This window comes from Laspinema sp. D2d, from assembly GCF_025370755.1.
Lineage (GTDB): Bacteria > Cyanobacteriota > Cyanobacteriia > Cyanobacteriales > Laspinemataceae > Laspinema.
This window is the reverse complement of the sequence record NZ_JAMXFC010000026.1, coordinates 33,670-58,914: the sequence shown is the minus strand read 5'-3', so window position 1 is coordinate 58,914 and position 25,245 is coordinate 33,670. Positions and strand designations below refer to the sequence as shown.

At 48.6% G+C, this 25,245-nt stretch carries 25 protein-coding genes and 1 tRNA gene; 10 read left to right on the top strand and 16 right to left on the bottom strand.

Translation table 11 applies throughout. From position 1 onward, the window contains the following. Positions 1-17 precede the first annotated feature (17 nt). From NG796_RS17485 to NG796_RS17475, 3 genes are all read left to right on the top strand, one after another. Positions 18-1,286, top strand: coding sequence for a hypothetical protein (locus NG796_RS17485; protein WP_261208149.1), 1,269 nt, complete (start codon positions 18-20; stop codon positions 1,284-1,286). A 667-nt stretch (positions 1,287-1,953) separates the two neighbouring features. Then, positions 1,954-2,715, top strand: coding sequence for a hypothetical protein (locus NG796_RS17480; protein ID WP_261208148.1), 762 nt, complete (start codon positions 1,954-1,956; stop codon positions 2,713-2,715). Between the two features lie 246 nt (positions 2,716-2,961). Beyond that, positions 2,962-3,975 (top strand): hypothetical protein, encoded by a 1,014-nt coding sequence (locus NG796_RS17475; protein ID WP_261208147.1) that lies wholly within the window; start codon positions 2,962-2,964, stop codon positions 3,973-3,975. A 133-nt stretch (positions 3,976-4,108) separates the two neighbouring features. Here the strand turns inward: NG796_RS17475 and NG796_RS17470 are convergent, their stop codons facing one another. The 4 genes from NG796_RS17470 to psbX all read right to left on the bottom strand — a co-directional run bounded on the left by NG796_RS17470 (position 4,109) and on the right by psbX (position 6,550). After that, a complete protein-coding gene (locus tag NG796_RS17470) occupies positions 4,109-4,636 on the bottom strand; it encodes a TolB family protein (protein ID WP_261208146.1) in 528 nt (175 codons plus the stop codon). A gap of 48 nt (positions 4,637-4,684) precedes the next feature. Continuing rightward, on the bottom strand, positions 4,685-5,257 hold the full coding sequence (locus tag NG796_RS17465; RefSeq protein WP_261208145.1) for a TolB family protein: 573 nt from the start codon (positions 5,255-5,257) through the stop codon (positions 4,685-4,687). Between the two features lie 150 nt (positions 5,258-5,407). Further along, positions 5,408-6,214 (bottom strand): Ycf66 family protein, encoded by an 807-nt coding sequence (locus NG796_RS17460; RefSeq protein WP_261208144.1) that lies wholly within the window; start codon positions 6,212-6,214, stop codon positions 5,408-5,410. 216 nt (positions 6,215-6,430) lie between these two features. Further along, positions 6,431-6,550, bottom strand: coding sequence for a photosystem II reaction center X protein (gene psbX / locus NG796_RS17455; RefSeq protein WP_015146416.1), 120 nt, complete (start codon positions 6,548-6,550; stop codon positions 6,431-6,433). A 202-nt stretch (positions 6,551-6,752) separates the two neighbouring features. On the opposite strand from psbX, the gene NG796_RS17450 reads away from it, so the two are divergent. Beyond that, positions 6,753-7,037 carry a YggT family protein gene (locus NG796_RS17450; RefSeq protein WP_261208178.1) on the top strand — a complete coding sequence of 95 codons (285 nt, stop codon included), beginning with the start codon at positions 6,753-6,755 and terminating at the stop codon, positions 7,035-7,037. 140 nt (positions 7,038-7,177) lie between these two features. Here the strand turns inward: NG796_RS17450 and accC are convergent, their stop codons facing one another. Next, positions 7,178-8,527, bottom strand: coding sequence for an acetyl-CoA carboxylase biotin carboxylase subunit (gene accC, locus NG796_RS17445; protein ID WP_261208143.1), 1,350 nt, complete (start codon positions 8,525-8,527; stop codon positions 7,178-7,180). A gap of 263 nt (positions 8,528-8,790) precedes the next feature. Here accC and NG796_RS17440 point away from each other — a divergent pair. Further along, a tRNA-Leu gene (locus NG796_RS17440) sits at positions 8,791-8,871 on the top strand. Between the two features lie 150 nt (positions 8,872-9,021). Here NG796_RS17440 and NG796_RS17435 read toward each other — a convergent pair. The 4 genes from NG796_RS17435 to dnaA form a co-directional block, all read right to left on the bottom strand. Further along, the gene (locus NG796_RS17435; RefSeq protein ID WP_261208141.1) at positions 9,022-9,897 is read right to left on the bottom strand and encodes a hypothetical protein; all 876 of its coding nucleotides are present in this window, start codon (positions 9,895-9,897) and stop codon (positions 9,022-9,024) included. Positions 9,898-10,364: 467 nt separating this feature from the next. Beyond that, the gene (dnaN, locus tag NG796_RS17430) at positions 10,365-11,558 is read right to left on the bottom strand and encodes a DNA polymerase III subunit beta (RefSeq protein ID WP_261208140.1); all 1,194 of its coding nucleotides are present in this window, start codon (positions 11,556-11,558) and stop codon (positions 10,365-10,367) included. 172 nt (positions 11,559-11,730) lie between these two features. Next, a complete protein-coding gene (locus tag NG796_RS17425; protein WP_261208139.1) occupies positions 11,731-11,913 on the bottom strand; it encodes a hypothetical protein in 183 nt (60 codons plus the stop codon). Then, the gene (gene dnaA, locus NG796_RS17420; RefSeq protein ID WP_261208138.1) at positions 11,891-13,267 is read right to left on the bottom strand and encodes a chromosomal replication initiator protein DnaA; all 1,377 of its coding nucleotides are present in this window, start codon (positions 13,265-13,267) and stop codon (positions 11,891-11,893) included. The genes NG796_RS17425 and dnaA overlap by 23 nt, the downstream gene beginning before the upstream one ends. Before the next feature lie 256 nt (positions 13,268-13,523). On the opposite strand from dnaA, the gene NG796_RS17415 reads away from it, so the two are divergent. From NG796_RS17415 to NG796_RS17405, 3 genes are all read left to right on the top strand, one after another. Then, positions 13,524-14,765 (top strand): HhoA/HhoB/HtrA family serine endopeptidase, encoded by a 1,242-nt coding sequence (locus tag NG796_RS17415; RefSeq protein WP_261208137.1) that lies wholly within the window; start codon positions 13,524-13,526, stop codon positions 14,763-14,765. A 168-nt stretch (positions 14,766-14,933) separates the two neighbouring features. Continuing rightward, positions 14,934-15,467, top strand: coding sequence for a peptide deformylase (gene def, locus NG796_RS17410; RefSeq protein WP_261208136.1), 534 nt, complete (start codon positions 14,934-14,936; stop codon positions 15,465-15,467). Positions 15,468-15,576: 109 nt separating this feature from the next. Next, positions 15,577-15,858: a hypothetical protein gene (locus NG796_RS17405; RefSeq protein WP_261208135.1), complete on the top strand. Its 282-nt coding sequence runs from the start codon at positions 15,577-15,579 to the stop codon at positions 15,856-15,858. Positions 15,859-16,082: 224 nt separating this feature from the next. Here NG796_RS17405 and NG796_RS17400 read toward each other — a convergent pair whose 3' ends face one another. Together NG796_RS17400 and NG796_RS17395 are read right to left on the bottom strand one after the other, a co-directional pair. Then, complete coding sequence (locus NG796_RS17400) at positions 16,083-17,099, bottom strand: glucokinase (protein ID WP_261208133.1); 1,017 nt, start codon at positions 17,097-17,099, stop codon at positions 16,083-16,085. Between the two features lie 57 nt (positions 17,100-17,156). Then, positions 17,157-17,801: a histidine phosphatase family protein gene (locus NG796_RS17395; RefSeq protein ID WP_261208132.1), complete on the bottom strand. Its 645-nt coding sequence runs from the start codon at positions 17,799-17,801 to the stop codon at positions 17,157-17,159. A 257-nt stretch (positions 17,802-18,058) separates the two neighbouring features. On the opposite strand from NG796_RS17395, the gene NG796_RS17390 reads away from it, so the two are divergent. Next, complete coding sequence (locus NG796_RS17390) at positions 18,059-18,862, top strand: C39 family peptidase (protein WP_261208131.1); 804 nt, start codon at positions 18,059-18,061, stop codon at positions 18,860-18,862. A gap of 364 nt (positions 18,863-19,226) precedes the next feature. Here the strand turns inward: NG796_RS17390 and NG796_RS17385 are convergent, their stop codons facing one another. From NG796_RS17385 to NG796_RS17370, 4 genes are all read right to left on the bottom strand, one after another. Next, complete coding sequence (locus tag NG796_RS17385) at positions 19,227-19,460, bottom strand: PIN domain-containing protein (RefSeq protein ID WP_261208130.1); 234 nt, start codon at positions 19,458-19,460, stop codon at positions 19,227-19,229. 56 nt (positions 19,461-19,516) lie between these two features. Further along, positions 19,517-19,750 (bottom strand): hypothetical protein, encoded by a 234-nt coding sequence (locus tag NG796_RS17380; protein ID WP_261208129.1) that lies wholly within the window; start codon positions 19,748-19,750, stop codon positions 19,517-19,519. Positions 19,751-19,928: 178 nt separating this feature from the next. Beyond that, a complete protein-coding gene (locus NG796_RS17375) occupies positions 19,929-22,166 on the bottom strand; it encodes a molybdopterin oxidoreductase family protein (protein WP_261208128.1) in 2,238 nt (745 codons plus the stop codon). 161 nt (positions 22,167-22,327) lie between these two features. Further along, complete coding sequence (locus NG796_RS17370; RefSeq protein WP_261208127.1) at positions 22,328-23,860, bottom strand: MFS transporter; 1,533 nt, start codon at positions 23,858-23,860, stop codon at positions 22,328-22,330. Positions 23,861-23,909: 49 nt separating this feature from the next. Between NG796_RS17370 and NG796_RS17365 the strand changes: the two genes are divergently transcribed. Beyond that, the gene (locus NG796_RS17365; RefSeq protein ID WP_261208126.1) at positions 23,910-24,122 is read left to right on the top strand and encodes a hypothetical protein; all 213 of its coding nucleotides are present in this window, start codon (positions 23,910-23,912) and stop codon (positions 24,120-24,122) included. 91 nt (positions 24,123-24,213) lie between these two features. On the opposite strand, the gene NG796_RS17360 is transcribed toward NG796_RS17365, so the two are convergent. After that, positions 24,214-25,197, bottom strand: a complete 984-nt coding sequence (locus tag NG796_RS17360; protein WP_261208125.1) for a hypothetical protein — start codon at positions 25,195-25,197, stop codon at positions 24,214-24,216. Positions 25,198-25,245 lie beyond the last annotated feature (48 nt).

Here is a 25,245-nt window from a genome sequence, read left to right as displayed (position 1 = left end):
ATTTGGACTCATGTTGTATGGATGAACAGGATTCTCTACGATTTCTCACCCTCGACTGGTTTCTCTACGATTTGTCGGAAGAGTCATCAGAAACCGTCGCCTCTAAGGAGTTCCCCGCCGGGGACCTCCGCGACTCACTCGATGGTTATATTAGACATCAGAAGATTCAAGACAGTCAAATAGTTCAAATTGACTGTTCTGGGGAGAAGTCCGAGGTCAAATCGCTTCAGGAACTCAAAAACATCCAAGAAACGGTTATTAAATATAGTCAGAAACCGGAGAAAACCTCCCTGGGAAAACTGGGGTCAAGTTGGCTGGTTTGGGGACAATTAATGTCCGATGAGCAATCCCCAGTGAAACTGGCGCAAGAGATTTGTACTCAATTACAGTTTGAGGGAACTTCTCCCAATTGGCAAGTGGATTTAATTGCCCACGGTCCTCTGTTGGGGGCGACCTTGTATGAACTGTGGTGTCCGCCCCAAGCACAAGGGGAGGGAGACAGCTATCATCTATTAATTTGTTTGTTTGAGAGTCACTGGCGAAAAGAATCCCTACAAAAGCGCGTAGGAACTCTTTTGAAGCATTGCCAATTTTTGTTTTTATACCGCCATAAAGTAGTCTGGGCATTTCAACAAAGTCGCGGCTTCCGGGAGTCGTTACAACAGGCATCCGGTCTCGTTCCCCAGGTGACTAATCAAAGTTTAGACCGCCTCGAACAATCTGTGGTCAATTTGACGGAGTTACAAGACCATTTGCACCAAAGTTTGAAGGTTTTAGCGTCCTATGCGATTCCGCTTAATTATTTGCAGGAACAACGCTACACGATTGAAATTAATTTGGAGAATTATCGTGACCGAGTTCTTAAGTTAGCGGCAGAAGATAGTCCAAAACCCGAAGGTGAAAAGGTTGGGGGAGGGCAAGGTCAAGGGAGTTCTTTGCTGTTTGAGAAATTTAGTCAGTTTGCTGAGAACAAGTATTTACGACAAATTGAGCGAGATTATAGCAGTTTAAGTCCGGGATTATTGTTAATTGAAAATTCAATTAAAGCCGTTGAAAGTCTGAATCAGATAGAACAAACCCGCAGCGATCGGCGTCTGAATACCACCCTCACCATTGCCAGTGTAGGGGTAGCAACCAGTGCAGTAGTTGCAACGGTGATAGTAGCTACACCGCCCCCGAATCGCCATCACCTAGAGTTTCAAATCACCACAACTTTGGTAAGTTTGATATTAGGCGCAGTAATGAGTGTCCTAGTTTGGGGTTGGTTACACTGGCAGCGCAAATAAGGGCATTCGGGCAATGTGAGTTTCTCCAGGCTTTAGCATCAAAAAAGAGCAGTTGATCCGCAATCCACCTGTCAAAAGTATATAAAAACCTCCGGTCCCCACCCCTTGGCAAGGGGAGGGTTAGGGTGGGGTTCCCCTTGGGCGATCTCCATCTCAAAAGTATATAAAAACCTCCGGTCCCCACCCCTTGGCAAGGGGAGGGTTAGGGTGGGGTTCCCCTTGGGGGATCACCACCTCAAAAGTATATAAAAACCTCCGGTCCCCACCCCTTGGCAAGGGGAGGGTTAGGGTGGGGTTCCCCTTGGGCGATCGCCACCTCACCCACTCATGAGAGGCGATCGCACCTGTATAGAATGTGAGGAAATTTTTTCTTCGTGAGGTGGCGATCGCGCGTCACGAGAACTCTCCACCCAATCATTCTTCTTGAAGCGCTTAAGCGCCTCAAGAGGACCTCACCCTAACCCTCCCCTTGCCAAGGGGAGGGGACCGGAGAACCCCACCCTAACCCTCCCCTTGCCAAGGGGAGGGGACCGGATGACCCCACCCTAACCCTCCCCTTGCCAAGGAGGGGACCGGAGGTAAGGCAAATCCCTTCTGAACGTAAAAACCTGCTCTTGATAGCCTTAAAATTTTAATTAGCGTCTCAATCTGCTGTTCTCAATTTACCATGTCTGACTTACCTCATCCAAATCCGGTCCTTCCTGGAATAGAACTGCTAGAAGAAAAAATTAGTCGATTGCCCATTAAAAAATTTAAGTGGGACCCGACAAATTCCCTTGGGTCTTATTTAGAAATGTCTGTGGACATGGTGAATGTTGATGAGGTAATGAAGCTGAGTAAAGCGTTTATTTTAGATAAAACCCTCGGTGGACTTACCGTGCTGTTCAAACAGTTTTGGCAACGATTTGAGGGGGAGGTGAATCAGTTACCGACTAAAAATTTTAAAATCGACCCGTTTCATGGGTTTAATCAATCGGCGACTTTATTTGTTCAAGAAGTTTATGTAGAATTAAGAGATATCCAGACTACGATTTGGAAGTTAAAACCCATCTGGAAGGGGATAGAACAGGCCATCTCTATTTTATTATCAGAGGTCATTCTAAACAAAGAACGGCAATTGTTGGGCATGATGGATAGTTTTATTCAGCCACCGTTACCGTTGGCAAATTTGGTGGGGAAGAAAGATGACATTAAAACAGGCATAGCAATTCGCGACCAGGCGATCGCTTATTTTCAGGGGTCGGAGTTATGCAGGAATTGGTCCCCATTTTTGCGATCGCTTCTGGATGTGGCGATTGCAGAGGTGGATAATGCTTCCTGGTGGATTGAAAATGAACATCGTCTGGTGCGCGGGATTTTGTTGAAAGTCAGTCAGTCTGTAGATGAATTTTATTTTCATCATTTAGAGGTGATACAGTTCACCGATTAAACTGAGACCCAACTCCTGGGAAATACGAGAGGTTTTCAATCCAATGGACGGGGGAGTTCCCTCTGGCGATCGCCCCCCAGGGGATCTAGTTATTCCTTATGTTACCCTGTATTTAGTCGCGAACCCTTCCGTTAATGAACTCGGGATTGGCGATGTCTGATAGTTGCGCGTTTCGCGGGAGTTGGGCGATCGCTTGTCCGGGATTCCCCCTAAAAGAGCTTTAATAAATTCATAGAGAGGTAAGCAATGGTTGTCAACCTATTTGATCCCCAATTTTATCGAGCTAACTCCTCAGATTTACAAAATTTAGATGAGACTCAACTCAGGGAACACTGGCTAAATTTTGGTTTAGATGAGGCACGGCCATTTTCTCCCTGGGTTAATCTCAATGTTTATCGTCGGAACAATCCCGACTTAGAAGCAGCAGGTTTAACGACCAACCGGCAATTATTTGAACATTTGCAGAGTGTGGGGGTAAGCGAGGGACGGCAGTTTTCAGAACAGTTTGATGCGGCTTTTTATCGAGATGCTCATCCGGACGTAACTGCCGCCGGACTTGAGACAAACGAACAACTGTTTGAACATTTCCGGACCTTTGGATTCCAGGAAGGACGCCCAGGAATTGCCCCGACGGAACCGATCGCGATCGCCCCCCCGCCCTCAGCATCCGGTGAAATCTTGCCCCTGCCCTTTAATCTGCCTCCATTAATGGATTCCCCAGTGGTTGCCAGTCTCTCCCCCCCCCTGCAAAGCTCTGTACCCCCAATCTTTCCTGGGAACTTCACTGCGGAACCCCCCGGACCTCTGCCGGAAATTCCACCCTTGGATGAACCTGTGTCCTTTGACCCCCTCTCTCCCGGAACTGGGGATACTCTCAATTCTGACCTGGGAATGACTTTGAGCAACTTTAACATCACCTTTAGCGATGTGGTAGGGGCTCCGGATGACCTGAATGATTACTATCGGTTTCATCTGAATCAGAACAGCAATTTTAATGGGTCTATCTCGGGACCGCAAGTGGGTTTAGAAGTTTACCGGGATGCTAATCAGGATGGAATTCTTCAGCCGGATGAAGTCTTTATGGCTGGGGCCAATGGATTGAGCGGATCAAGCGGTTTTGGAGGACCGACTACCTCACTCAATGGCAATTTAGTAGAAGGGTCTTATTATGTCCGCGTTTTCGCCGCCAATGAAAATACTAACTATGCCCTTACTTTATCGGCTTTTTCTGACTGGGGAGGTGCTTATCCCCTGATTTAACGGGGGTAATCCGGGCAATAAAACCCGGAAGGACTCGGCTGTGATGAAATAACCGAAAACGACTGAAGTTGTTACTACAAAATCAGAAGGATAACGACTTCAGTTGTTACTAGGAACTGGGGAATGATTTGGGTTAACGGGGGGCGATCGGGATGTCGAGGGGTTGACCCGATCGCGCATCCAGAATCATGAGATCCCATTGTCCGTTAGCGCTGGATTCAAAGGCAATGGTACTACCATCGGCGCTGATGACGGGGTTGCGAACTTCTGCTTTAAAGTTTTCCGTGAGGTTGCGTAACTGTCGGGTTTCGCGATCGTGGAGGTAGATATTGGATTGTCCCTGACGGGTTCCGGCAAAGACGATATAACGTCCATCTTCGGAGATGCCAGGGTGGGAGGCAAGGATATCGAGTTGGTTTAATCCAGGGATATCGACGAGGCGACGAGTGTTGCCATCAAAGAGGTAGACATCTTGTCTTCCCTGGCGATCGGAGACAAAGGTAATAAAACGTCCCGAGATTTGTGGGGTGATATCATCACTGGGACTATTTAAACTCCGTCCTGCGGGATCGAAGGTAAAGTTAAGCAAACGCGGGTAGGTGGTGCAGCTACTCAAAAGGCTGACCAGGGAAACCATTGGAATCAACAGAAAGCGCTTCACAATTTCACGGTTTTTTTAAGGTGAATTACCCTGAAATAAAATTTTAAATTACTGCGGTCCGGTGAGGGAGAAACCGGAGGGAACGCCATCGATGAGGTCTAATTCAATACTGGGTCCGCGATCAAGGACTTCGATATCCCATTGACCACGACCGCCACTTTCAAAGACAATATAACGACCATCCGGGCTAATTTTGGGATTGCGAATCCACCCTTGATAGGGTTGGTAAATGACTTGGGAACCTCGGGTGATGCGATCGTACAAGATTACCGAGGACCGGCCTTGGTTACTGGTGAGGTAGACGATATAACGGGCGGTGTTGCTGATGCTGGGACTTTCGGCGATCGCATTTTGCCGGTTCAACCCTGGTAAATCGGCGAACTGTCGATTTTGCAAGTCATACAGTAAGATATTTCGGCTGCCATTGCGATTGGAAACAAAGGCTAAAAAGCGCCCATTAGCACTCAAGGACGGCTGTTCGTCGGTATAGCGACTATTGATAGAAGTGGGTCCGATCGGGATACTGGTAGGGTTACATCCGACTAAAAAGCTGCCAAGACTTAACCCAAAAACTAAGGTTAGGCTGTGGCGGATGAGGGTTTTTGGAGCGAATCTGTTCACCTTGGTTTTTCCCAGTTGAGGACAGGGAGGCCACAATTTGGGGGGGAATGGCACGGACGGAATCAAATTAAATCAATTAACAAAGGGGCAATTAACAAAGGGGCGATCGCCATCAATTGCCCCCGATCGCCCGTTTCTGTCCCCGGTTGTTTAATAATCGAAATTCCCCGTATTATCTTGTTCGCGATCGTCCTCTTCGATGGGGTCGATCGGTTGATAATCTACATAATCATTCGGTGCCGGTTCTTCTGAGGCTGGGGGTCTGCGGGTCCGTTCCTCGGGGGGAGGAGTCCGCGAGGGACGAGCACCTGGGGGTCTTCTACTCCCTGAACTCCCTGCACTGGATGGGGGACGTCGAGAGGATTTTTCCTCCGTCGTATCCACCGATGCCTCCCATTCTGGATAAGAAGGACCTGTAGGCGGGCGTTCCGTTGAGCGGGAACGAGTTGCACGGGTACTGGGATTGGTGCGATCGCCGCTGGACCGGCGACTGGGCGGACGTCTGGGGGCCTCATCCGCATAATAGGAATTGCGAGACGCTCGGGGGTCCTGAGTCCCTTTGATCCGGCGTCGGGTAGGATTTTCTTCGTAGTAGGATTCGATTTCGTCGAGTTCCGCATCTACTCGGTAGACGCTACTGACGGGACGCTCTTCATCTACAATTCGCCCCGATTGGCGCTTCGCCTGATTGGTGGTGACACCGCGCAAACGAATATTGTCAAAGGCAAAGTAGATTGCTGACCCCCCCAACAGAATCTGACCAAACTGCATAATTGGGTCAAAGCGCCATCCGTAAAAGAACAGAATGCCGCCACAAAGTAACCCCACTGCTGCAAAAAACAGATCGGTATCTCGCGATAGTTCGGGACGCCATGAGCGGACGGCATAGAGTCCGGCCCCACCGATGGCGATCGCGATTCCGACGATACTCGCTAAGTTGAGACTAAAATTTACCATCTGCTCTCTCCTTCATCTTTTTTATGTTAGCGAGTATCCCGCTAAATCTCCACCCGCTCCAGATTCGCTTGGATTGGGATGAGCATAAGTTGGGCTTCTGTTTAGGGCAATTGCCCTTCCGGGTAAGCGAAGAAACCTCAGCGTATAGGGAGTCCCTAACCTTCCTAAATGGGTTGGCGATCGCGCTGCGCTGAGGTTTCCATCGAGTTCGCCGGTTTAGAACCGTTGCACTTTATCTTTCTGGCTGATGAAGATCAGGGCAGCAGTGGCGGGGATCACGATCAGGAATGCACCCCAGAAGAGGCTCCAAAAAAGGTTGGCGAGTGATGGCGTCATAGTATCTCCTTAAACAAGATTTACATTTCTATCATTTTATTAAACCGTTACCCCGTTGAGAAGTCCAGTTTATTCCAATTCCAAAACTCCATCACTTAGGGATTCAAGGGGAGAAGCAACAACAAGGGGCTACACCAGGGGGCAGGGATTGAAATAGAATGGAGTTAACAAGGTTGTAACAAAACTTAAATTTTTACTCATGATGACATCGGTAGCGATCGCCAGTTGGATCATTGGCCCCCTCTTAGTCGTGATGACCCTATGCTTCATTTTCCGGATTATCCTAACCTGGTATCCCCAAGTCGAACTCACTAAATTTCCCTGGGTCCTAATTGCCCTCCCCACAGAACCCTTCCTAGCCCCAACCCGCAAAATCATCGCCCCCCTAGGCGGTGTAGACATTACCCCCATTATCTGGGTCGGTATCTTCAGTCTACTCCGTGAAATTCTCTTGGGTCAGCAAGGGTTGTTGCGGATGATGATGTAGTTAGATAGGGGATGGGGGAGATGGGGAGGATACGGGAGATGGGGAGGATACGGGAGATGATGCAGAAAAGACAGCAGGTCGTTAATTACAAAGTTCTTAATCTCCCCTATCTCCCCTATCTCCCCCATCTCCTCCAAACCTCAACTCTTCGACATCATCTGTTCTACAAAGTTGGTATAAACATCCCCTTTAATAAAATCGGGATGTTCCAGAATCTTTTGATGGAAAGGAATTGTAGTGGGGACGCCGGTGATGGCGCATTCGCGGAGGGCGCGTCTCATGCGTTTGAGGGCCGAAGGGCGATCGCAACCCCAGACAATTAACTTGCCAATGAGCGAATCATAATAGGCGGGAATATCGTAATCCGTGTAGACGTGGGAATCCATCCGCACACCGGGACCGCCTGGGGGTAAAAATCCGTTAATGCGTCCGGGACAAGGGCGAAAATTGCGATCGGGGTCTTCCGCATTAATCCGACATTCGATCGCATGACCCCTTAACTGCACCTCATCCTGACTCAGGCGCAGTTTTTCCCCTTGAGCAATCCGAATCTGTTCCGCAATCAAATCCAACCCCGTAATCATTTCCGTCACCGGGTGTTCTACCTGGATCCGAGTATTCATTTCCATAAAATAGAAATGACCCGTGTGATCCAGCAGAAACTCAATCGTTCCAGCACCCGTATAATTAATCGACTTCGCCGCCTTCACCGCCGCCTTGCCCATTTTTTGGCGTAAGCTGGGAGTTAAAGCCGGACTAGGGGCTTCTTCCAGCAGTTTTTGGTGACGGCGCTGAATCGAGCATTCCCGTTCTCCCAAATGGATCACATTGCCATGAGCATCCGCCAGGATTTGAAACTCAATATGGCGAGGGCGTTCAATAAATTTTTCTAAATAAACCCCAGGATTCCCAAATGCCGCTTCTGCTTCCCCTTGCGCTGCTGCAAACAGTTTCGGAAGTTCGCTTTCTTCGCGAACTAAGCGCATTCCTCGTCCGCCACCCCCAGCGGTTGCCTTAATAATGACGGGATAGCCGATTTTGAGGGCAATTTCCCGGGCATCTTTTTCATTACTAATTAACCCATCACTTCCCGGGACTGTGGGCACTCCAGCCTTTTGCATGGTTTCCTTTGCCGTAGACTTATCTCCCATTGCACGCATCGCCTCGGGAGTCGGTCCGATAAAACTAATCTGATGATCAGCACAGATTTCGGCAAACCGCGCATTTTCCGACAGGAACCCATAACCCGGGTGAATTGCCGTGGCGTTGAGGGTTAAGGCAGCAGAGATAATATTGGGAATATTCAGATAACTTTTGGCACTGGGAGGTTCGCCAATACAAACCGCCTCATCAGCCAGTTGGACATGGAGGGCATGACGGTCAATCGTGGAGTGTACCGCAACCGTGGCAATCCCCATCTCCTCACAGGTCCGGAGAATCCGAAGGGCGATTTCGCCGCGATTGGCAATGAGAACTTTGGAGAATTGCATGGGCCTGCGGTTGCTCAACTCGTAAAAATCAATAAAGGATGACCGAATCCTGTGGGTGTCCCGGATTCAGCCGCATAGATATGCCAACTCCAAATCCTATCATGTATCGGATAATACGAGATTGCCTCGAAAGCATCAAGAGGCTGAAACCCGGGTTCCTGGAAGAATTCTGACAATTTTGAAAAAAATCTTTCAAAATTGTGAACATTTTTCAGAAAAGTATGGTAAGTTAATCACAGATGAGCTAAGATAGTTCATTGCGTGCGGATGTGGCGGAATTGGTATACGCGCACGTTTGAGGGGCGTGTGGCTTTGCCTTGCGAGTTCGAGTCTCGCCATCCGCATTAAAGCTAAATAAGGGGTTACAACATTCATGCTGTAACCCCTTATTTAGCTTTGGTGGGAATGGGAGCTGGGAAACCGAGTGAGTTAGAATCTCCCATTCCTATGGTTCTGATTTTGAAGCGGATGGATGAGCATGACCCAGGCAGATTTTAGCTTCGAGTCTTCACCTGTTTATCAAGGGGGGCTTTGAAAAAAGTTTTGGCCCCCAACCAAACTGCATAAATCCCACATAATCCCAGAACTGTAGCTAATAGTTCCCAAGAATGATGCTGGGCAAACTGTAGAACTCCTAACCCTATTCCCTTGATTATTCCCCACACAAACACCAGAATTTTTTCGATTATCCAGGGGATTATGCTCTGGAAGGAGTTATCAATCGTCTCAATTGCCCCGGTGATCACCTTGGATGCTTCCTCAGTAATGGTTGAAGTGGCGTTTCCAATCGTATGAACCGTACCAGTGGCAAAGTTGCCAATGGCATGACCAGTAGCTGCAGTAGTGTCACTAACCCAGTGAACAGTACCGCTTGCCGCCTTGGATGCTTCCTCAGCAATGGTTAAAGTGGCGTTTCCAATCGTATGAACCGTGCCAGTGGCAAAGTTGCCAATGGCATGACCAGTAGCTGCAGTAGTGTCACTAACCCAGTGAACAGTACCGCTTGCCGCCTTAGATGCTTCCTCAGTAATGGTTGAAGTGGCGTTTCCAATCGTATGAACCGTCCCACTTGCTGCGTTTATTGCAGTTTGGGTTACGGATGAGGTGGTATTGCCGATCGCATCCGATGCACTACTTGCCGCCTTACCCACTATCGTTCCCACAGAGGAAACGGCTTCTGTTGTCTTAGAACCACTCCAGGATGCAGCCTTTCCGATTGATTTGACTGTTTCACCCGTGGTATTCGTGACGACCTCTTGGACATGAGCCACTGTTTTGTGGGCTGATTGCCAAAAGGATTCACTCCCACCTGTTTCACTAGATTGAGCGATGAATTGGGGAGCGATGAGGTCAGAAAATTGTACAACCATAAGCTTCTGTGTTGTTCATTAAGTTAGGGGTCTAACCGATGCAGAGGAAAGTCATCCCGGGAGTCCCTGGTTGTTCTCCACTGGGTTAATACCAATGAATCATCGCACCCCATTCCGGGTTGGGACGGATGCGAATCAGAGCTATCCCCTTCACGACTGCAATCATCAGGTGGATATTTCTTGATTTTTTGTATTAAAATATACTTCCTGAGAGGGTTGGGCCAGACTTCTTTAAATTTGCAATCATTATAACTCTATAATTTTGATTAATCTTGTTAAAAATAATTAAAAAATGTGAAGAAAAATATGACTCCTTCACAGAAAATATAAGGGTCTGTCTGATTATTCGGGGAGTGGGAGCGTCTCTCGCTCCCTGGGAAACCCTTGCTCGGTAATAAAAACTGCGTTCCCAGTTTCAAACTAGGAACACAGGAAAACCACTCTTCTCATAAACCGTTAATCGCGCCTTAACCTCGCATCTGAACTGGCATGATTAAATGGGTCATTTTTACGCCGGTTAGGGGAGATAAGACGACGGGGGAGGTGGCTGAATTCAGCTTGATGATAATTTCGGTAGCGCTGATATTTTTTAAGGATTCCATTGCATATTTGACGTTAAATGCAATCTCTAAACTCTCTCCGGTAATTTGAGCGGACATGGATTCTCGTCCACTGCCGACATCGGCAGCTTCGACGGAGAGAGAGAGCATTTGTTTTTCTTGGTCGATGGAGAATTTGACGATGTTATTTTTGCGATCGGCTAAGACGCCAATGCGTTCTAAAGCGCTTAGAAGTTGGCGGCGTTCTACAGTGACTTGACGCTCAAAGGACCGGGGAACTAATTGGCTATAGGCGGGATATTGACCTTCTAGGGTGCGACTGGTGAGGCGAAATCCTCCCAGTTCTAAGACGATTTGTCCGGGGTCAAAGTTGAGGGAAATGGGTTCATGTCCTTCATGCATTCCCACGATGCGATCGAGTTCTCGTAAGGCACGCGCTGGGACGGTGACTTCTAATTCATCGGCATCTTCATCGGGTTCATCTGATTCATCGCTGTCACTTTCTTCTGTTTCGTTGATGGTTTCCACGATCGCCAAGCGGTGTCCATCGGTAGCGGCAAATTCTAAGCTATCCGCATGGACGATTAAATGAACGCCGGTTAACACTTGCTTGGTTTCATCGGCAGAGGTGGCGAATAAGGTCCCGTGCAGTCCTTGCATGAGGGCCTCGGCGGGAAGTTGCACGGTTTGTCCTTCGGAAACGGTTGGCAGTGCGGGAAATTCTTCGGCACTCATTCCCCGGACTTCGTAACGTCCCGAGGTGGAGGTGATGGTGGCTAAAATTCCCGCTTCAGAGGTGCTATCTTCGCCGCTGGAGGGTCTTTCATCGTCGAGGGTGACTTCTCCATCGGGAAGGCGCGAGATGATGTCGTTAAAGAGTTTGGCGGGGAGGGTGAGGGTGCCGCTGGTTTCGACTTTGGCGGCAAAACTGGTTTTGATCCCCAGGGATAAATCAAAGGCAGTTAAGCTGACTTGCTGCTGTTCCTCATCGGCACTGAGTAGCACGTTGGCGAGTACCGGATGAGTCGGACGAGAGGGGACTGCACGACTGATGAGGGATAGGTTGGTGGCGAGTTCGTTTTGAGCGCAAATAAATTTCATGAGTCTTCAGAGGTGCCTTGTTTGGGGTCAGTACAGCGATCGGCGCAATTTTTGCCCGATCGCCCATCCTACCACTGCTTCTTTCCTCTATCCAGTGGCAAAGGTGTGATCGCCTTTTTTCCTACCTCTTGATTTCTCCTCCTCTACCCCTGTGGAAAACTTGTGGAAAACTTTACCGATTTTTCCACAAAGTATTTTTACTTAATCCGTAATTTTCGCCTAGGGAGGAGACTTTTTCCCCGGTGTTTTCCCCAGTTTTTCCACAATTTAAAGAAATTTTCCCCAGGCGATCGCCGCCGGGGGAGGAATGGGGAGGGAACCCATCGGACGCCTTACTCGGGGGATTTACTTGCAAAGTGAATGCGATCGCTCAACTGCCGCAGCAAATTCCGCATTTCCACATCATTATCCTTGAGCGCCGCAATTTTTTCACAACTGTACAGCACTGTGGTATGGTCTTTTCCGCCAAATTCTTCCCCAATTTTGGGTAAACTCAAATCCGTATGCTGACGGATTAGATACATGGCAATCTGACGCGCTTGGCTAATTTCTCGCCGTCGCGAATTCCCCTTTAAATCCTCTAGGGAAATTCCCAATATCTCGACTACCGCTGCCATCACCGATTCTACTGTGGCCTTGACTGGCTCAGTTTGGGGATTTAAAATCGGGGCTATATTTTCCACCGTCATCGGTAATCCCGAAATGGATAAATAAGCCACCACCCGAATTAATGCCCCTTCTAATTCTCGAATATTTGAAGTGAAATGAGAAGCAATATATTCAATCACATCCCGAGGTAATCGCATTTTTTCATATTCGGCTTTTTTTTGTAAAATTGCCATGCGAGTTTCCAAGTCTGGGGTTTGAATATCCGCAATTAATCCCATTGAAAACCGCGAACATAATCGCTCTTGCAAGCGGGGGATGTGATTAGGAGGGCGGTCTGAAGCTAAGACCACTTGCTTCCCCGCTTCATGCAGAGTATTAAAGGTATAGAAAAATTCTTCTTGAGTGTATTCTTTGCCTTCAATAAATTGAATGTCATCGACTAATAACACATCTGCTGCTCGATAATGTTCCCGGAAACTTTGCATACTATCCTTGCGAATGGCGGCAATTAAATCATTGGTGAATTGTTCCGTGGAGACATAAAATATCTTACACTCAGGAGAGATTTCTAAGCGATAATGACCGATCGCCTGCATCAGGTGAGTTTTTCCCAATCCGACCCCGCCACAGAGAAACAACGGATTAAACTCCCGTCCTGGAGATTCGGCAACAGCGAGGGAAGCGGCATGAGCCATCCGGTTGTTTGCACCCACCACAAATCGGGAAAAAACATATTTGGAATTGAGTTCTGTAGGACGGTGCGGATGCGGGGGAGTGGGTTCGGGAATCTGAGTGACAACGGGAGAGGGCCACATATAATCGCTGCGATCGCTCCCTTGGGTGGCTTCGCTGCCGCTGGTAGTAATGTAAATATCTACAGGATGTCCCAGGATATCGGTGACGACATCCGCAATGGTTTTAATGTAATACTTCTGTAACCAGTTGCGGGCAAAGGGATTGGGGGTGTCAATCACCAAGCAGTTATTTTCTAGCTGCACGGCAGTGGCGGTTTTGATCCAGGTTTCAAAGGTGGGACGGCTCAATTGCACCTGTAACCGTTCCAGTACCCGATCCCAAAGACTTTCGAGAGGAATGTCCACAACTGACCTCGCAAGCAGTAATCTTTGATGCCTTATGACTGTAGCAAAAAATTCTGCCCAGAGTAGGAGATTGTTGGATGAGGCTGGTATCTAAGTTAACCATCGTTTGTGCCATAGAGTTGGGTTTCGCAGGCGATCGCCACTTGGATTCAGGAATTGTCTATAATCAAAGGGGTTAAAGACTAATTTTTAAGTCTTTTTTTTACAAACGTAAGATTGTTTAACGAGTTTTAGTAAGGAACATAGGAAAGCACCAATGAAAAATTCAGAGCGGGATCATCAACGGGGTCATTTTTCTGGGACACAGGTGTTCCTTTACCTGTTGTTGGTGGTGGTAGGTGCTGGTGCAGCATTTATGGGCGATCGCTGGTTACGCACCAATGGACCTTTATCCCTAGGGTCGTTGGATCCTCGCACTCCCTCGGTGACGACTTCCGATGATGCTCCCCTCCCTCCCGGCGTCTTATCCTTGCCGGTGAATTCTAATTTTATTGTCGAGGCGGTGGAAAAGGTGGGTCCGGCAGTGGTACGAATTGATGCCGCACGAACGGTTACCCAGGATCTCCCCGATGCCTTTCGGGACCCGTTTTTTCGGCGGTTTTTTGGACAGGCACCGATGGAGCCACAACAACGAGTGGAACGGGGTACAGGGTCGGGATTTATTATCAGCGATGATGGTCAAATTTTGACGAATGCTCATGTGATTAATGGTGCGGATACGGTGAGTGTGGTCCTCAAGGATGGGCGAAGTTTTGAGGGAACGGTATTGGGAGAGGACCCGATTTCTGATGTGGCGGTGGTAAAGATTGAGGCGACGGATCTACCCAAGGCGACTTTGGGGAATTCAGAACAATTGCAACCGGGAGAATGGGCGATCGCGATCGGAAATCCCCTGGGGTTAGATAATAGTGTGACGGCAGGGATTGTCAGTGCCACCGGGCGATCGAGTCGCGATGTGGGGGTTCCCGATAAGCGGGTGGGATTTATCCAAACCGATGCGGCAATCAATCCCGGGAATTCAGGCGGTCCGTTGCTGAATGCCCGAGGAGAAGTGATTGGCATGAATACGGCGATTATTAGTGGTGCACAAGGATTGGGATTTGCCATTCCCATCCAAACCGCACAAGCGATCGCCCAGCAATTGATTACCACAGGGAAAGTGCAACATCCCTTTTTAGGGATTGAAATGGTCACCATTACACCGGAATTACAGCAAGAGTTGAATACTGACCCCAATAGTCCGATGCAGTTATCGGTAGATAGCGGAGTATTAATTGTGCGAGTCTCTCCCAATTCCCCAGCGGAACGCGCCGGATTGCGCGAGGGGGATGTGATTCAACGCATGGAAGATCAGGCGATCGCTCAGTCCGATGTGGTCCAGCAAATTGTTCAAGGGTCGCAAGTGGGAAATGCCTTGGAACTACAAATTAACCGTGATGGAAAAACCTTAAATGTCACCGTAGAACCGGGAGAAATGCCTGTTAATCCGAGTTTTTAAGTTCTAAGTTCTAATTTCTAAAAAAAATTGTTTTGTTCCAAGTGTTGACGAAGCTCACTTTGCAGCAATTCGACTATTGCCCTCAAGGAGTGGGAGCGAGCTTCTCCCCCTCCTTAATACTCCAGTTGGACAGCTACAAAACTTCCTATACAATCGTAGACTAACACGATGAATAACTTTCGAGAGATTGTTCAATTAGGCAATCCCATCTTACGGGTCCAAGCCCAACCTGTGACTAACGTTCACTTAGATGCAATTCAGTCGCTGATTGACGAGTTAATGACAACTTTGAAACCGTCCAATGGAGTTGGGATTGCCGCTCCCCAGATTGCGGAATCCTATCGAGTCTTTATCTTAGCGTCCCGTCCCACCTTGCGCTATCCCCAAGCTCCGACAATGGAGCCAATCGCCATTATTGACCCCCAGATTATCGCCTATTCTGAGGAAAAGGTCAAAGATTGGGAAGGGTGTCTGAGTGTACCCGGAATTCGCGGATTAGTGCCGAGACATCAGGCGATCGAGGTCAAATATCTGGACCAGCAGGGGACATTACACCAGCAAGAATTTACAGGATTTGTGGCCCGAATTTTCCAGCATGAATATGACCATTTAGAGGGAAAGGTCTTTTTAGACCGAGTGGAAAGTATGCTGGATATTGTCACCGAGCAGGAGTATCAAAAGCAGATTCTACAGCAATTGTGAGAGCAAGAAAAAGCACAGTATTAAATTTTAAATTACCTCTCTTTAGGAAGAGACTAGAGAAGGTTAATACCCACTAAACTGAAAGGAGCGAACTTTAAGGAATAGATTCATGGAAAATAGCTTATTTAATCAAACATTTCGAGATGACACGGGCAATATTGTGATTGCTCAACCCCCCAATCTGCCCATTCTGGTGGCAATTACAACCACCCTACTCACATTGGTAGTTCCCAGTGGGACACTGCATACGGGCCTAGATGCGATCGCCTTTGGGTCCTGGTTTACTTGGGCATGGTTGGAGATTTTCGACGGCGTGAACTATTTTCGGCGGGCATTAGGTTTATTCGTCTTGCTTGCTGTCATCGCTTCCCGCGTCTTTAACACCTTCTGAACCGAAACGATGTTTTAAAAGGTGAGGATTCGATGAGCTAAACGGGGCAATCAACTCAGTTTAAAGTCCCGTTTAGCTACTATAGCGTTCCTCAAAAGATTGAGGTTCAGTGATCGGGTCAAAGTCCCCCTTGACAAAGGAGATTTAGGGGGATCATACAGATATCATCCGAGCGAAAACTGCTATAAATTGCAGAATTTTTGTAAAAATCCGGGTTATCGTGACTATAATCGGGCAGCACAGATGGCGGCACCGATTAACCCGACTTGGGGATTAAGAACGATATGAACCGGGACTTTTTCTACCAAGGGACTGACTCGACCTTTGTGGTTAAAACTGTTGATAAACCGATCGCCCTCTTTAATTAAGGGTAGAATTTTAGCTGCAATTCCCCCCGCCAGATACAATCCCCCGTAGGGTAGTAATTTTAAAGCCAGATTTCCCGCTTCCGCCCCGTAAGCTTCCACGAAAATTTGTAACGTTTGTTCACAGATCGGGTCAGATTTTTCTAGGGCCGCTTGGGAAATTTCTGCGGGGTCTTTGTCTGCGGGGGAAATATCTTTTCCAGCAGCGATCGCCCGATCGCGCAAAAATTGATAAATTGATGCAATCCCCATCCCCGATACCACGCGTTCAACAGAAACCCGATCAATGTTCTCCCGTTGCTTTAAGTCTTGCAACAGTTCAAACTCGACTGCGGTACGCGGTGCAAAATCCCCATGACCCCCTTCCGAAGGATAGACAAAATATTCATCCAAATGCCGGATTAAAAACCCTTGTCCGAGTCCCGTTCCTGCGCCAATTACTGCGATCGGGGCGGCAGTTTGGGACTCCCCGGGTTGTAAGGTATGGAGGTCCCCTGGATTCATCCCCAACACCCCGTAACCCACCGCTACAAAGTCATTAATTAACTTGACATGGGGAATATTGAGTTCTTTTTCAAGTCGGTCCGTTGTTAAGGTCCAACTTAGGTTAGTCAAAACGGATGTATGTCCCATCACAGGTCCGGCGATCGCAAAACAGGCCCCCTTGGGTGAGGGGACCTCTCCTAATTTCTGACTCGCTTCCTTAAAAAACTGATCCACAATGGGTACTAAGTCAGGATAGTTTTGACTGGCATACCTCCCCTCATAGAGAGTGTCAATCTGGAATGTCCCTGAAGTATCTGCTGCAGTCGGCATTTCCACCAAGCGCAAAAGGGATTTTGTACCCCCAATATCTCCGGCTAATAGTAAGGTCATCTTGTTGATTCTGAGCGTATGGACTGTTGGATTAAATCCGGTTTCTTTTTCATCTTCCTAAAAAAATCGGATTTCTGCCTCAATTTCTCGCAAATGAGAGCGATCGCCCTTCAGTTCAATTTCCCAGATTTCCTCTTTGCGGACTAGCTTGTACAAACAGCATAATCCCGCACTCAACTCCATTTCCGCCGCATCCACCGCTAGACCCATTGTCGCCCCAATTACTGAGGCCCCATGCCCCACCAGCAAAATCTCCTCGGAAAACTCATCCGCCAGCAGGCGCGCCGTTTCTCCCGCCCGTTGCAGACAAACCGGATCATATTCGGGGTACTTCGGCACCACCCGAGAGTGATAATTTAAATCAATTCTAGGAAATTTCCGGGCTAATACCTCCCGAGGGAGGGTTTCCGGCATTTCCGTCATCCACTCTGGATTTAACCATTCACACAGTCCCCACTCAAGTTTTAGGGGTAAATCTAAAATTTCTGCCACCTGATTTGCAGTTTGTACGGTTCTCAGAAAAGGAGAGGTGAAGATGTGATTTATACGTTCTCCCTTGAGACGTTCGGCAAGTTCTTTCGCTTGTAAAAAACCATCTGCCGACAAGGGCGGATCGTACCGACGTTTTGCTGTATTAAACCATTCAGGGTTTACGAAGTCTAAACGGTTCGCGTGTCTTGCAATCCAAACGATTTGAGACATGGGTATAACTCATCCACTCATCAGCAATTTCAGTCTCAGTTGGCACAAGGATGAGTTGTCCCAACCCGGACTTCCTCCTCACTATACTGGTTTCTGACCGCTGGGGATGCGGCCTATGTAGTGGGGGTTACAAACGGTTCTGAAAGTCGGGCCAGCCTAAACACCAGGGCAAAGATAGGCAACCCTCTGGCTAACTGCCAGCCCCGACTCAGACAACGACTGGTATCGGCATTTTACTTGTTTTTGGGTTAGAAATTATGACCGCAGCACAATCCTATTCAACTTCATCTACCGCCTCCGGAAACCAGTTCACCGAACTAAAAATTCTTTCTGATACAATTCTCAAACAGAAACCCCTTCCCTCATCGGATCTCAGCGATTCTGAAAAACAAGCGATTCCAGCGGGAACGGTTTTAAAAGTTCAGTCTTACGCCCCAGAAAGCGATCACGTTAAGGTTTGTTTTGCCCAAGAAAGTTTCCAAGGTCGCAACACTTGGTATGTTTATTATAAACATGGGGTGATTCTGCACAAAGGGTCCGTGGCTTTTCCCGATCGCATTAAACTGGCAGTTCCCTACAAATCCCAACTGGATAATTCCAAAAATCCTTACGGCAGTTGCAACACCACCAGCATTGCCATGTGTTTAGCTTACTTGGGAATTAAAGGCGAACAGCCTCACAAACAGTTAGAAGATGAACTCCAAGACTGGTTAGAAGCGCGGGGTTTAAGTCGTCATGACCCCTATCATTTGGCTCAAGTTGCCGAAGCTTATGGGGCAAAAGACCGCTTTACTGAAAAAGCGACTTTTAATGAAATCAAGGAATGGCTGATTCAAGGTAACCCGATTGTAATCCATGGTTATTTTACCAGTTTCGGTCATATTGTTTGCTTGATTGGCTACAATTCTCATGGATTTATCGTTCATGACCCTTATGGTGAATATTGGTCTCATGGATACAATACTTCTGCACGAGGTGCAGGGTTAAGCTATTCCTATGACCTAATTCAGAATACCTGCAAAGCTGATGGCGATTGTTGGGTTCATTTCATCTCCCGTTAATCTCATGTTTGCTGGACTACCCAGCGTAATCTAACCCCCAACCCCTTTCCCTAACAGGAAATGGTAAGAAGACGAAGCAGCTTAGAAACCGGGTTTCTGTAACAAATTTGTTGATAATTATCAGCATTTGTATTCAGAAACCCGGTTTTTATTTCTGAAAAATCAGAAACAGAGTTTGTTATCTTATGTTAGAAATAGTATCAAAAATTGTGGTAATAAACTCAGGGTTTATCCCCTTTGGGTTAAATTACGGCAGTTGTTCGATGATATCCCGGGGGGAGTAAGTGCGCATGGGCGCTTGAGAAAATCCGTCGCGATCGCAAGAAATAATAGCCTCCAGATTAGAGGCGATCGCACAGGCAATTTATACCGCATCTTCAAAATCATTCAACTCTAACGCCAGGGCGGATTCAAGAATCAGGCGATCTACCTTGCAGATCTCTAACCCATCTAACAGTTTTGAAACCACTTGTTTTGCGACTTGAATCCCTTTACTCTTGCTGACAATATAAAAGATATCAGTTAAACTGGTGGCGGTGATATATCCTTCTATTTGCTTCGCTTCAATTTTAGCAAATAAGGCTTCCACATCATTCATGAAAGGGTCTCATTCTAAGAAATAATCTAAAATAATATTAGTATTCAGCAACACCCTCATGTTAAGTATTTTTCCTTCAACCGTTCTTCTTTAATAGCTTCAATTTCTTCATCGGTGGGAGGAGGCCCGTCTGTTTTGAGAATTCCCCGTAATCGGGTTATGGTTCCCGGTGGCACCGGGGGCCGGGGTCTGATTTCCTCATGCACAGAATGGACGATCGCTTCGACGAGGGCTAATCGATCGCTGACCGATAAATTGTAGGCTTCTTTCCGGAGTTCTTGCCAGTCCATTGGGTTTCCTCGCAATCCATTGGGTCAATTTTAACATGGCATGGCCGGGGATTGGGTCAGTTCAAGATGGGGTTCAATTAACTTTAAGAACGACTGAAGTTGTTACTCAGAAAATCAGAGAACAACTTCAGTCGTTACTACTGTTACTACGAACTGTGGAAAGTTCGGCTTTTTTGGATTAGGAACGGGTGGCGATCGCCGATCGTGGTGCAAAGGCGATCGCAATGGAGTCACTTTGTTCGATGGTTTCGGTTTGGGTGAGAATTCCGTCTTCTGGGAGAGGGATAAGTTGGACTGCACAGGCTTTTAATTCCGGTTGCAGAGAGGAGGGACAGGCTTCCGGGTGGGTGAGGGCGTTGGCTTCGGTTTGATCTCCCCAGAGTGCGCCCCAGTGCATGGGGACGAAGACGGTACCCGGGGCGATCGCCTGGGTGACTTTGGCAGGAAATCGGGCAATGCCTCGGCGCGATCTCACTTCGATTCTCATCCCCTCCACAATGTCCAATTTCTTAGCATCCCGAGGATGAATCTCGATAAAGGGATTCGGGTGCATTTTGACAATTTTATCGATTCTGCCGGTCCGAGTTAAAGTATGCCAATGTCCGTAGAGACGCCCGTTTGTGAGAACAAACGGATAATTGGGGTCCGGGGGTTCTGCCAGTCCTTTGGCATGAAGGGCCCCAAAGCGGGCGCGTCCGTCGGGCGTGGGAAATCTCCAGTCAGTGTAGAGGCGTTTGTTGACCTGTGGGAGGCTTTGTCCTGCAGGACAGGGCCACTGGGTTGGTCCTTGTTCGGCGAGGCGTTCATGGCTTAACCCCGTCATATCACAGACGCGATCGCGGGTGATTTGCACAAATTCCGCATAAACTTGGGCCGAATTCTCAAAGGGAAACTGTTCGGCAAATCCTAATCGGCGTCCAACTTCAGCAAAGATTTCCCAATCCGGTTTCGCTTGTCCGGGGGGTTCGCGAAAGGCGGGACAGAGGGTCACCACCCGTTCAGAATTGGTCATCGCCCCGGTTTTTTCCCCCCATTGCGCTGCTGGTAACAAAACATGGGCGTAGGCAGCGGTTTCCGTGGGATAGTAGGCGTCTTGATACACGGTAAAGGGCGATCGCCTTAAGGCAGCTTTAGTCCGTTCGATATCCGGCATACTCACCGCTGGATTTGTTGCCGCAACCCACAATAACCCGACGTTTCCGGTTTCTAATCCGGTAATCATATCCCAGGCAGTCCGACCCACTTCCGGGGCGATTCTGCCTTCGGGGAGTCCCCAAAATTGTTCAATATCCCGGCGATGTTCAGGATTTTTGACTAGGCGGTATCCCGGGAGTAGATTGGCTAATCCTCCCGCTTCTCTACCTCCCATTGCGTTGGGTTGTCCGGTGAGGGAAAAGGGACCGGCACCGGGTTTACCAATTTGCGCTGTCATCAGGTGCAGATTAATCAAACTCCGGACTTTGGCTGTGCCTTCCGAGGACTGATTCATCCCCATTGACCACAGGGACAAGACGCGCTGGGACTCACTCCAGTAGCGCGCAGCGGTTTCGAGTTCATCGATACGAATGCCACAGCGTTCGGCGACAATTTGCGGGGGATAGTGGCGAATCACTTCGGCATATTCGGGAAACCCGGAGGTGCATTCGTCAATAAAGACGGTATTGAGATGTCCCCATTGCATGAGTAAGTAAGCAATGCCGTTGAGGAGGTCAATATCGGTTCCCGGACGAATGCCTAAATAGAGGTCGGCAGCATCAGCGGTGGTGGTCCGACGGGGATCAACGACGATCAGTTTAACGTTTTTATTCTTTTTATGATACTTGCGAAGTCGGTTGAAAGCGATGGGATGACATTCCGCCGCGTTAGTGCCGATGAGAAAGGCACAGTCGGTTTGTTCGAGGTCGTCATAACAGGTAGGCGGACCATCGGACCCCAGACTTTGAATGTATCCGGCAACGGCGGAGGACATACAGAGACGGGAGTTTGCATCAAAGTTATTGGTGCCCAGGCAGCCTTTCATCAGTTTTTGGGCAATGTAGTAGTCTTCGGTTTGGAATTGTCCCGACCCATACATACAGATGCCGTCACTACCGAGGGTGGATTGGACGGTTTGAATGCGATCGACGATTAAGGTAAAAGCTTCTTCCCAGGTGGCGCGGCGAAAGGGTTCGTCGAGGGACGCCCGGACCATGGGATATTTCAGGCGGTCTTTGTCTAAGGATTCGGCTATAGTGGCCCCTTTGACGCAAACCATGCCTTGTGAGGAGGGGTGGGTGCGATCGCCCTGGACTTTCCACATCGGCTTACCTTCACTGTCCCGATGGGTGGCTTTTCCCGGTTGTGCCGGAGGAGAAACTTCTAATCCGCAGCCAACTCCGCAGTAAGGACACAGGGTTTTGGTGGGTTGAGTAGACATAAAAGTTTAGTTAGCTTGTAAAGTCTAAAGTTTTTTAGAGTTTAGAGTATCAGAAAGGACAGGTTAGGGTCCGGTTAGTAAGAATTAAGTGTAAGCAATTATCAGAGATTAACGGGGGAGAGGGGCGATCGCACCGACGGCGATCGCTCCTGCAAGGGATTTTAGGCTTCTCGGCCTTCTTCCACAAAATGGGGGACAGGTTGTCCTACAGCAGTCTCAGGATGGACCTCTTCTCCCTCATGATGAGCAGAGAACGATCCTTTAGGTTCTTTCAGGTAGAAGGCACAAAGGAAGGTGACGATAATCGCGGTGACGCCTAGGACCTGGAAAAAAATCTTGTTCCCAATATCACCTTCAGGGAGCAGGCTAAACAAGGTGAGATAAGCTACTGCACCGACGTTCCCATAAGCGCCGACATTTCCGGCAATTTGTCCAGTGACCCGACGTTTGACCAGGGGAACCATTGCAAAGGTTGACCCTTCACCGGCTTGGACGAAGAAGGAACAAAACATCGTGAGCAGAATCGCGATGGGTAGCCACCAGCTACCTTGGACCGCACTCATCATCATATAGGAGAGGCCCATACAGCCAGTGAGGACAATCATCGTGAGCTTCCGACTTCCGAGGGTATCAGAAATTAACCCACCCCCGGGACGGGCGGCTAAGTTCATAAAGGCGTATGTTGCCGCAATCATCCCCGCCAGCACTTTACTCAGTCCAAAGGTATTCTCGAAGAACGCAGGCAGCATGGAAACCACCGCCAGTTCTGACCCAAAGTTAACGAGATAAGTGAGTTCTAACAAGGCAACTTGGGAAAATTCGTAGCGATCGCTGGCCGGATACCGTTTTTGACCCAAAACTAACTCTTTGTTAACCGTCCAGCACTTATAGGATTGGAAAGCATACAAACCTACTAAGAACACCCAAGTGATCCAGAGTTGGGTCGTATTTAAAAACCCAATTTTAGTGAGACGCCAAGCGAGTAACCCGAGGATAGCACTGAGGGGAATATTCATTGCCATCATGAACCAGAAGTCCCGACGGCTAGTGACTTCAAGCCCACCGTGACGGTTGGGACGCTGATACACTTTACCCGGTGGGGTATCTTGGACATTAAAGAAGTAGATTACCCCGTAAACAGCAGCAACAATTCCCGTCAGGGCGATCGCAAAGCGCCAGTTGATTTGACCCGCTGACATAAAGGCGGCCACTGTTGCCAAGGTAGGTAGGGTAAAAGCAGCACCAGCGGAACCAAAGTTACCCCATCCCCCATAAATCCCTTCGGCTAAACCGATTTCTTTCGGAGGGAACCACTCAGCCACCATGCGGATACCAATTACGAATCCAGCACCCACAATGGATAACAGTAAGCGAGAGATAACCAACTGCCCAAAGTTTTGCGCGAGGGCAAACATTAAACAAGGAATGGCTGCATAAATCAGTAACAAAGAATAAGTAATACGCGGTCCATATTTATCTAGGACCATACCAATAATAATTCGGGCAGGAACGGTGAGGGCAACGTTACAAATTGCCAGGGTTCTCATTTGTCCTGCTTGTAACCCTAATGATTCTTGTACCGCTGTGGCAAAGGGGGCAAAGTTAAACCAGACGACAAAGGAGAGAAAGAAGGCAAACCAGGTTAAGTGTAGGATGCGGTATCGTCCGCGAAATGACCAGAGTTCTGTTAGCATGATTCCTCTACGGGGTTGAAATATTTTCTAGGAAGGTTAGTAAATCTTTATGACTGAGCGATTCGCAACAGGTCCGATGTTTTTGCTCACTTCACCTTGTCATCAGCCGCCTTGGTTGTGGATGGGTTGGGATGTGATGCGATCGCACCCGAGGCTCAGTTTGATTCACCCACCGAGGGGAGTTGTCCAGAAATCCGTTCGTGAAGGGGTTGCGTTTCCTGTCGATCCTTGGCTGGTAGTTTCCCCTCTTCCTCCCTTGTGAGTGGGTGGGAAGAGGGGTAGCTATATAATTTATAGCCCACATACCCTTGTGTTCACCAGCCATCATTATCCCATTCCTTTAAGCGTTGTTGTTACTGGGGAATGTCATTTTGCCAGGGATTAACCTGGAGACCGCCAGTGGGACTAAAGACAACGCGGAAGTTAGCCAGAGGTTGCGCAGTAGCGCTTCCTGCCGGTGGAGTCTCACTCAAGTTAGGAAGTGGAAGCTCCTTGGTATATTGTTGAGCCATCGGATCGACTGGCTCGTATGATACGATTTCCCCTTCTTCGTTGATTTGGACGCGATAGGTTAAATCTTGAGTAAAAGTCGGATAAGTGGTCCAGTTACTATCCAGTTTCGTATAAAGATCCTGGCTTAAAGTCTCAATCACGACTGGATCGGCGATCGCTTGGGGTTGTGCCGTGGCTGCGGGAGCCTCACCCATCATGTCCGGCGATTCTCCCATCGTGTTGGGAGTCTCACCCAGAGTTGGGGTAGTCGTCTCACCCAGCGTCGGGGTAGTCGCCTCACCCGTGGCTGCGGGAGCCTCACCCAGGGTCGGGGTAGTCGCCTCACCTAGGGTCGGGGTAGTCGCCTCACCCAGCGTCGGAGTAGTCGCCTCACCCATTGGCGCGGGGGAAGTTGTGACTCCAGGAGCCTGATCCATTGGTGCCGGAGTCGTTGGAGGAACCGCAGGTTGCTCCGTGACGATCGGGGTTTGTTGAACCACGGGAGGAGGACTTGCCACAAAAGGCTGATTATTCATCCCAGCCGGAGGGGTTTGAACGCCCCCAGGCTGCTGCTGAGTCAAGGAAGGCTCTTGGGTAATGATTCGCGTCTCATCCACCTGGGTTTCCACCGAGGGTTGAGTCTCGGGGCGAGGGGTGACGCTTTCCACCACTACTGATTCTTCAGTCATGGTCACGGGTGCGGGTTCTTCCTGGGCACGGGCACCGCCAGAAAGCAGGTGCAGTATCCCTCCAAGGAGAAAAACGGAAAGGGTTGCGCCTAAAACGATGATGGCATCGGTTGGAATATGGCGTTTGGGTTCGGAAGAAAAGTCGTTAAAACTCATAGTCAGTCCTCATTGTAGTTGCCCCAAGAGAGCAATTTTTGATAAATG

What these genes read in the sequence shown, in the direction of transcription:
- NG796_RS17485 (WP_261208149.1), top strand. Translation starts at nt 18, where the DNA reads ATGGATGAACAGGATTCTCTACGATTTCTCACCCTCGACTGGTTTCTC.
- NG796_RS17400 (WP_261208133.1), bottom strand. Translation starts at nt 17,099, where the DNA reads ATGACCTTACTATTAGCCGGAGATATTGGGGGTACAAAATCCCTTTTG.
- dnaN (WP_261208140.1), bottom strand. Translation starts at nt 11,558, where the DNA reads ATGAAATTTATTTGCGCTCAAAACGAACTCGCCACCAACCTATCCCTC.
- NG796_RS17385 (WP_261208130.1), bottom strand. Translation starts at nt 19,460, where the DNA reads ATGAATGATGTGGAAGCCTTATTTGCTAAAATTGAAGCGAAGCAAATA.
- NG796_RS17435 (WP_261208141.1), bottom strand. Translation starts at nt 9,897, where the DNA reads ATGGTTGTACAATTTTCTGACCTCATCGCTCCCCAATTCATCGCTCAA.
- NG796_RS17380 (WP_261208129.1), bottom strand. Translation starts at nt 19,750, where the DNA reads ATGGACTGGCAAGAACTCCGGAAAGAAGCCTACAATTTATCGGTCAGC.
- NG796_RS17405 (WP_261208135.1), top strand. Translation starts at nt 15,577, where the DNA reads ATGGAAAATAGCTTATTTAATCAAACATTTCGAGATGACACGGGCAAT.
- NG796_RS17460 (WP_261208144.1), bottom strand. Translation starts at nt 6,214, where the DNA reads ATGGTAAATTTTAGTCTCAACTTAGCGAGTATCGTCGGAATCGCGATC.
- NG796_RS17450 (WP_261208178.1), top strand. Translation starts at nt 6,753, where the DNA reads ATGACATCGGTAGCGATCGCCAGTTGGATCATTGGCCCCCTCTTAGTC.
- NG796_RS17365 (WP_261208126.1), top strand. Translation starts at nt 23,910, where the DNA reads ATGACTGAGCGATTCGCAACAGGTCCGATGTTTTTGCTCACTTCACCT.
- accC (WP_261208143.1), bottom strand. Translation starts at nt 8,527, where the DNA reads ATGCAATTCTCCAAAGTTCTCATTGCCAATCGCGGCGAAATCGCCCTT.
- NG796_RS17360 (WP_261208125.1), bottom strand. Translation starts at nt 25,197, where the DNA reads ATGAGTTTTAACGACTTTTCTTCCGAACCCAAACGCCATATTCCAACC.
- NG796_RS17375 (WP_261208128.1), bottom strand. Translation starts at nt 22,166, where the DNA reads ATGTCTACTCAACCCACCAAAACCCTGTGTCCTTACTGCGGAGTTGGC.
- NG796_RS17480 (WP_261208148.1), top strand. Translation starts at nt 1,954, where the DNA reads ATGTCTGACTTACCTCATCCAAATCCGGTCCTTCCTGGAATAGAACTG.
- NG796_RS17390 (WP_261208131.1), top strand. Translation starts at nt 18,059, where the DNA reads ATGACCGCAGCACAATCCTATTCAACTTCATCTACCGCCTCCGGAAAC.
- def (WP_261208136.1), top strand. Translation starts at nt 14,934, where the DNA reads ATGAATAACTTTCGAGAGATTGTTCAATTAGGCAATCCCATCTTACGG.
- psbX (WP_015146416.1), bottom strand. Translation starts at nt 6,550, where the DNA reads ATGACGCCATCACTCGCCAACCTTTTTTGGAGCCTCTTCTGGGGTGCA.
- NG796_RS17415 (WP_261208137.1), top strand. Translation starts at nt 13,524, where the DNA reads ATGAAAAATTCAGAGCGGGATCATCAACGGGGTCATTTTTCTGGGACA.
- NG796_RS17370 (WP_261208127.1), bottom strand. Translation starts at nt 23,860, where the DNA reads ATGCTAACAGAACTCTGGTCATTTCGCGGACGATACCGCATCCTACAC.
- NG796_RS17395 (WP_261208132.1), bottom strand. Translation starts at nt 17,801, where the DNA reads ATGTCTCAAATCGTTTGGATTGCAAGACACGCGAACCGTTTAGACTTC.
- NG796_RS17475 (WP_261208147.1), top strand. Translation starts at nt 2,962, where the DNA reads ATGGTTGTCAACCTATTTGATCCCCAATTTTATCGAGCTAACTCCTCA.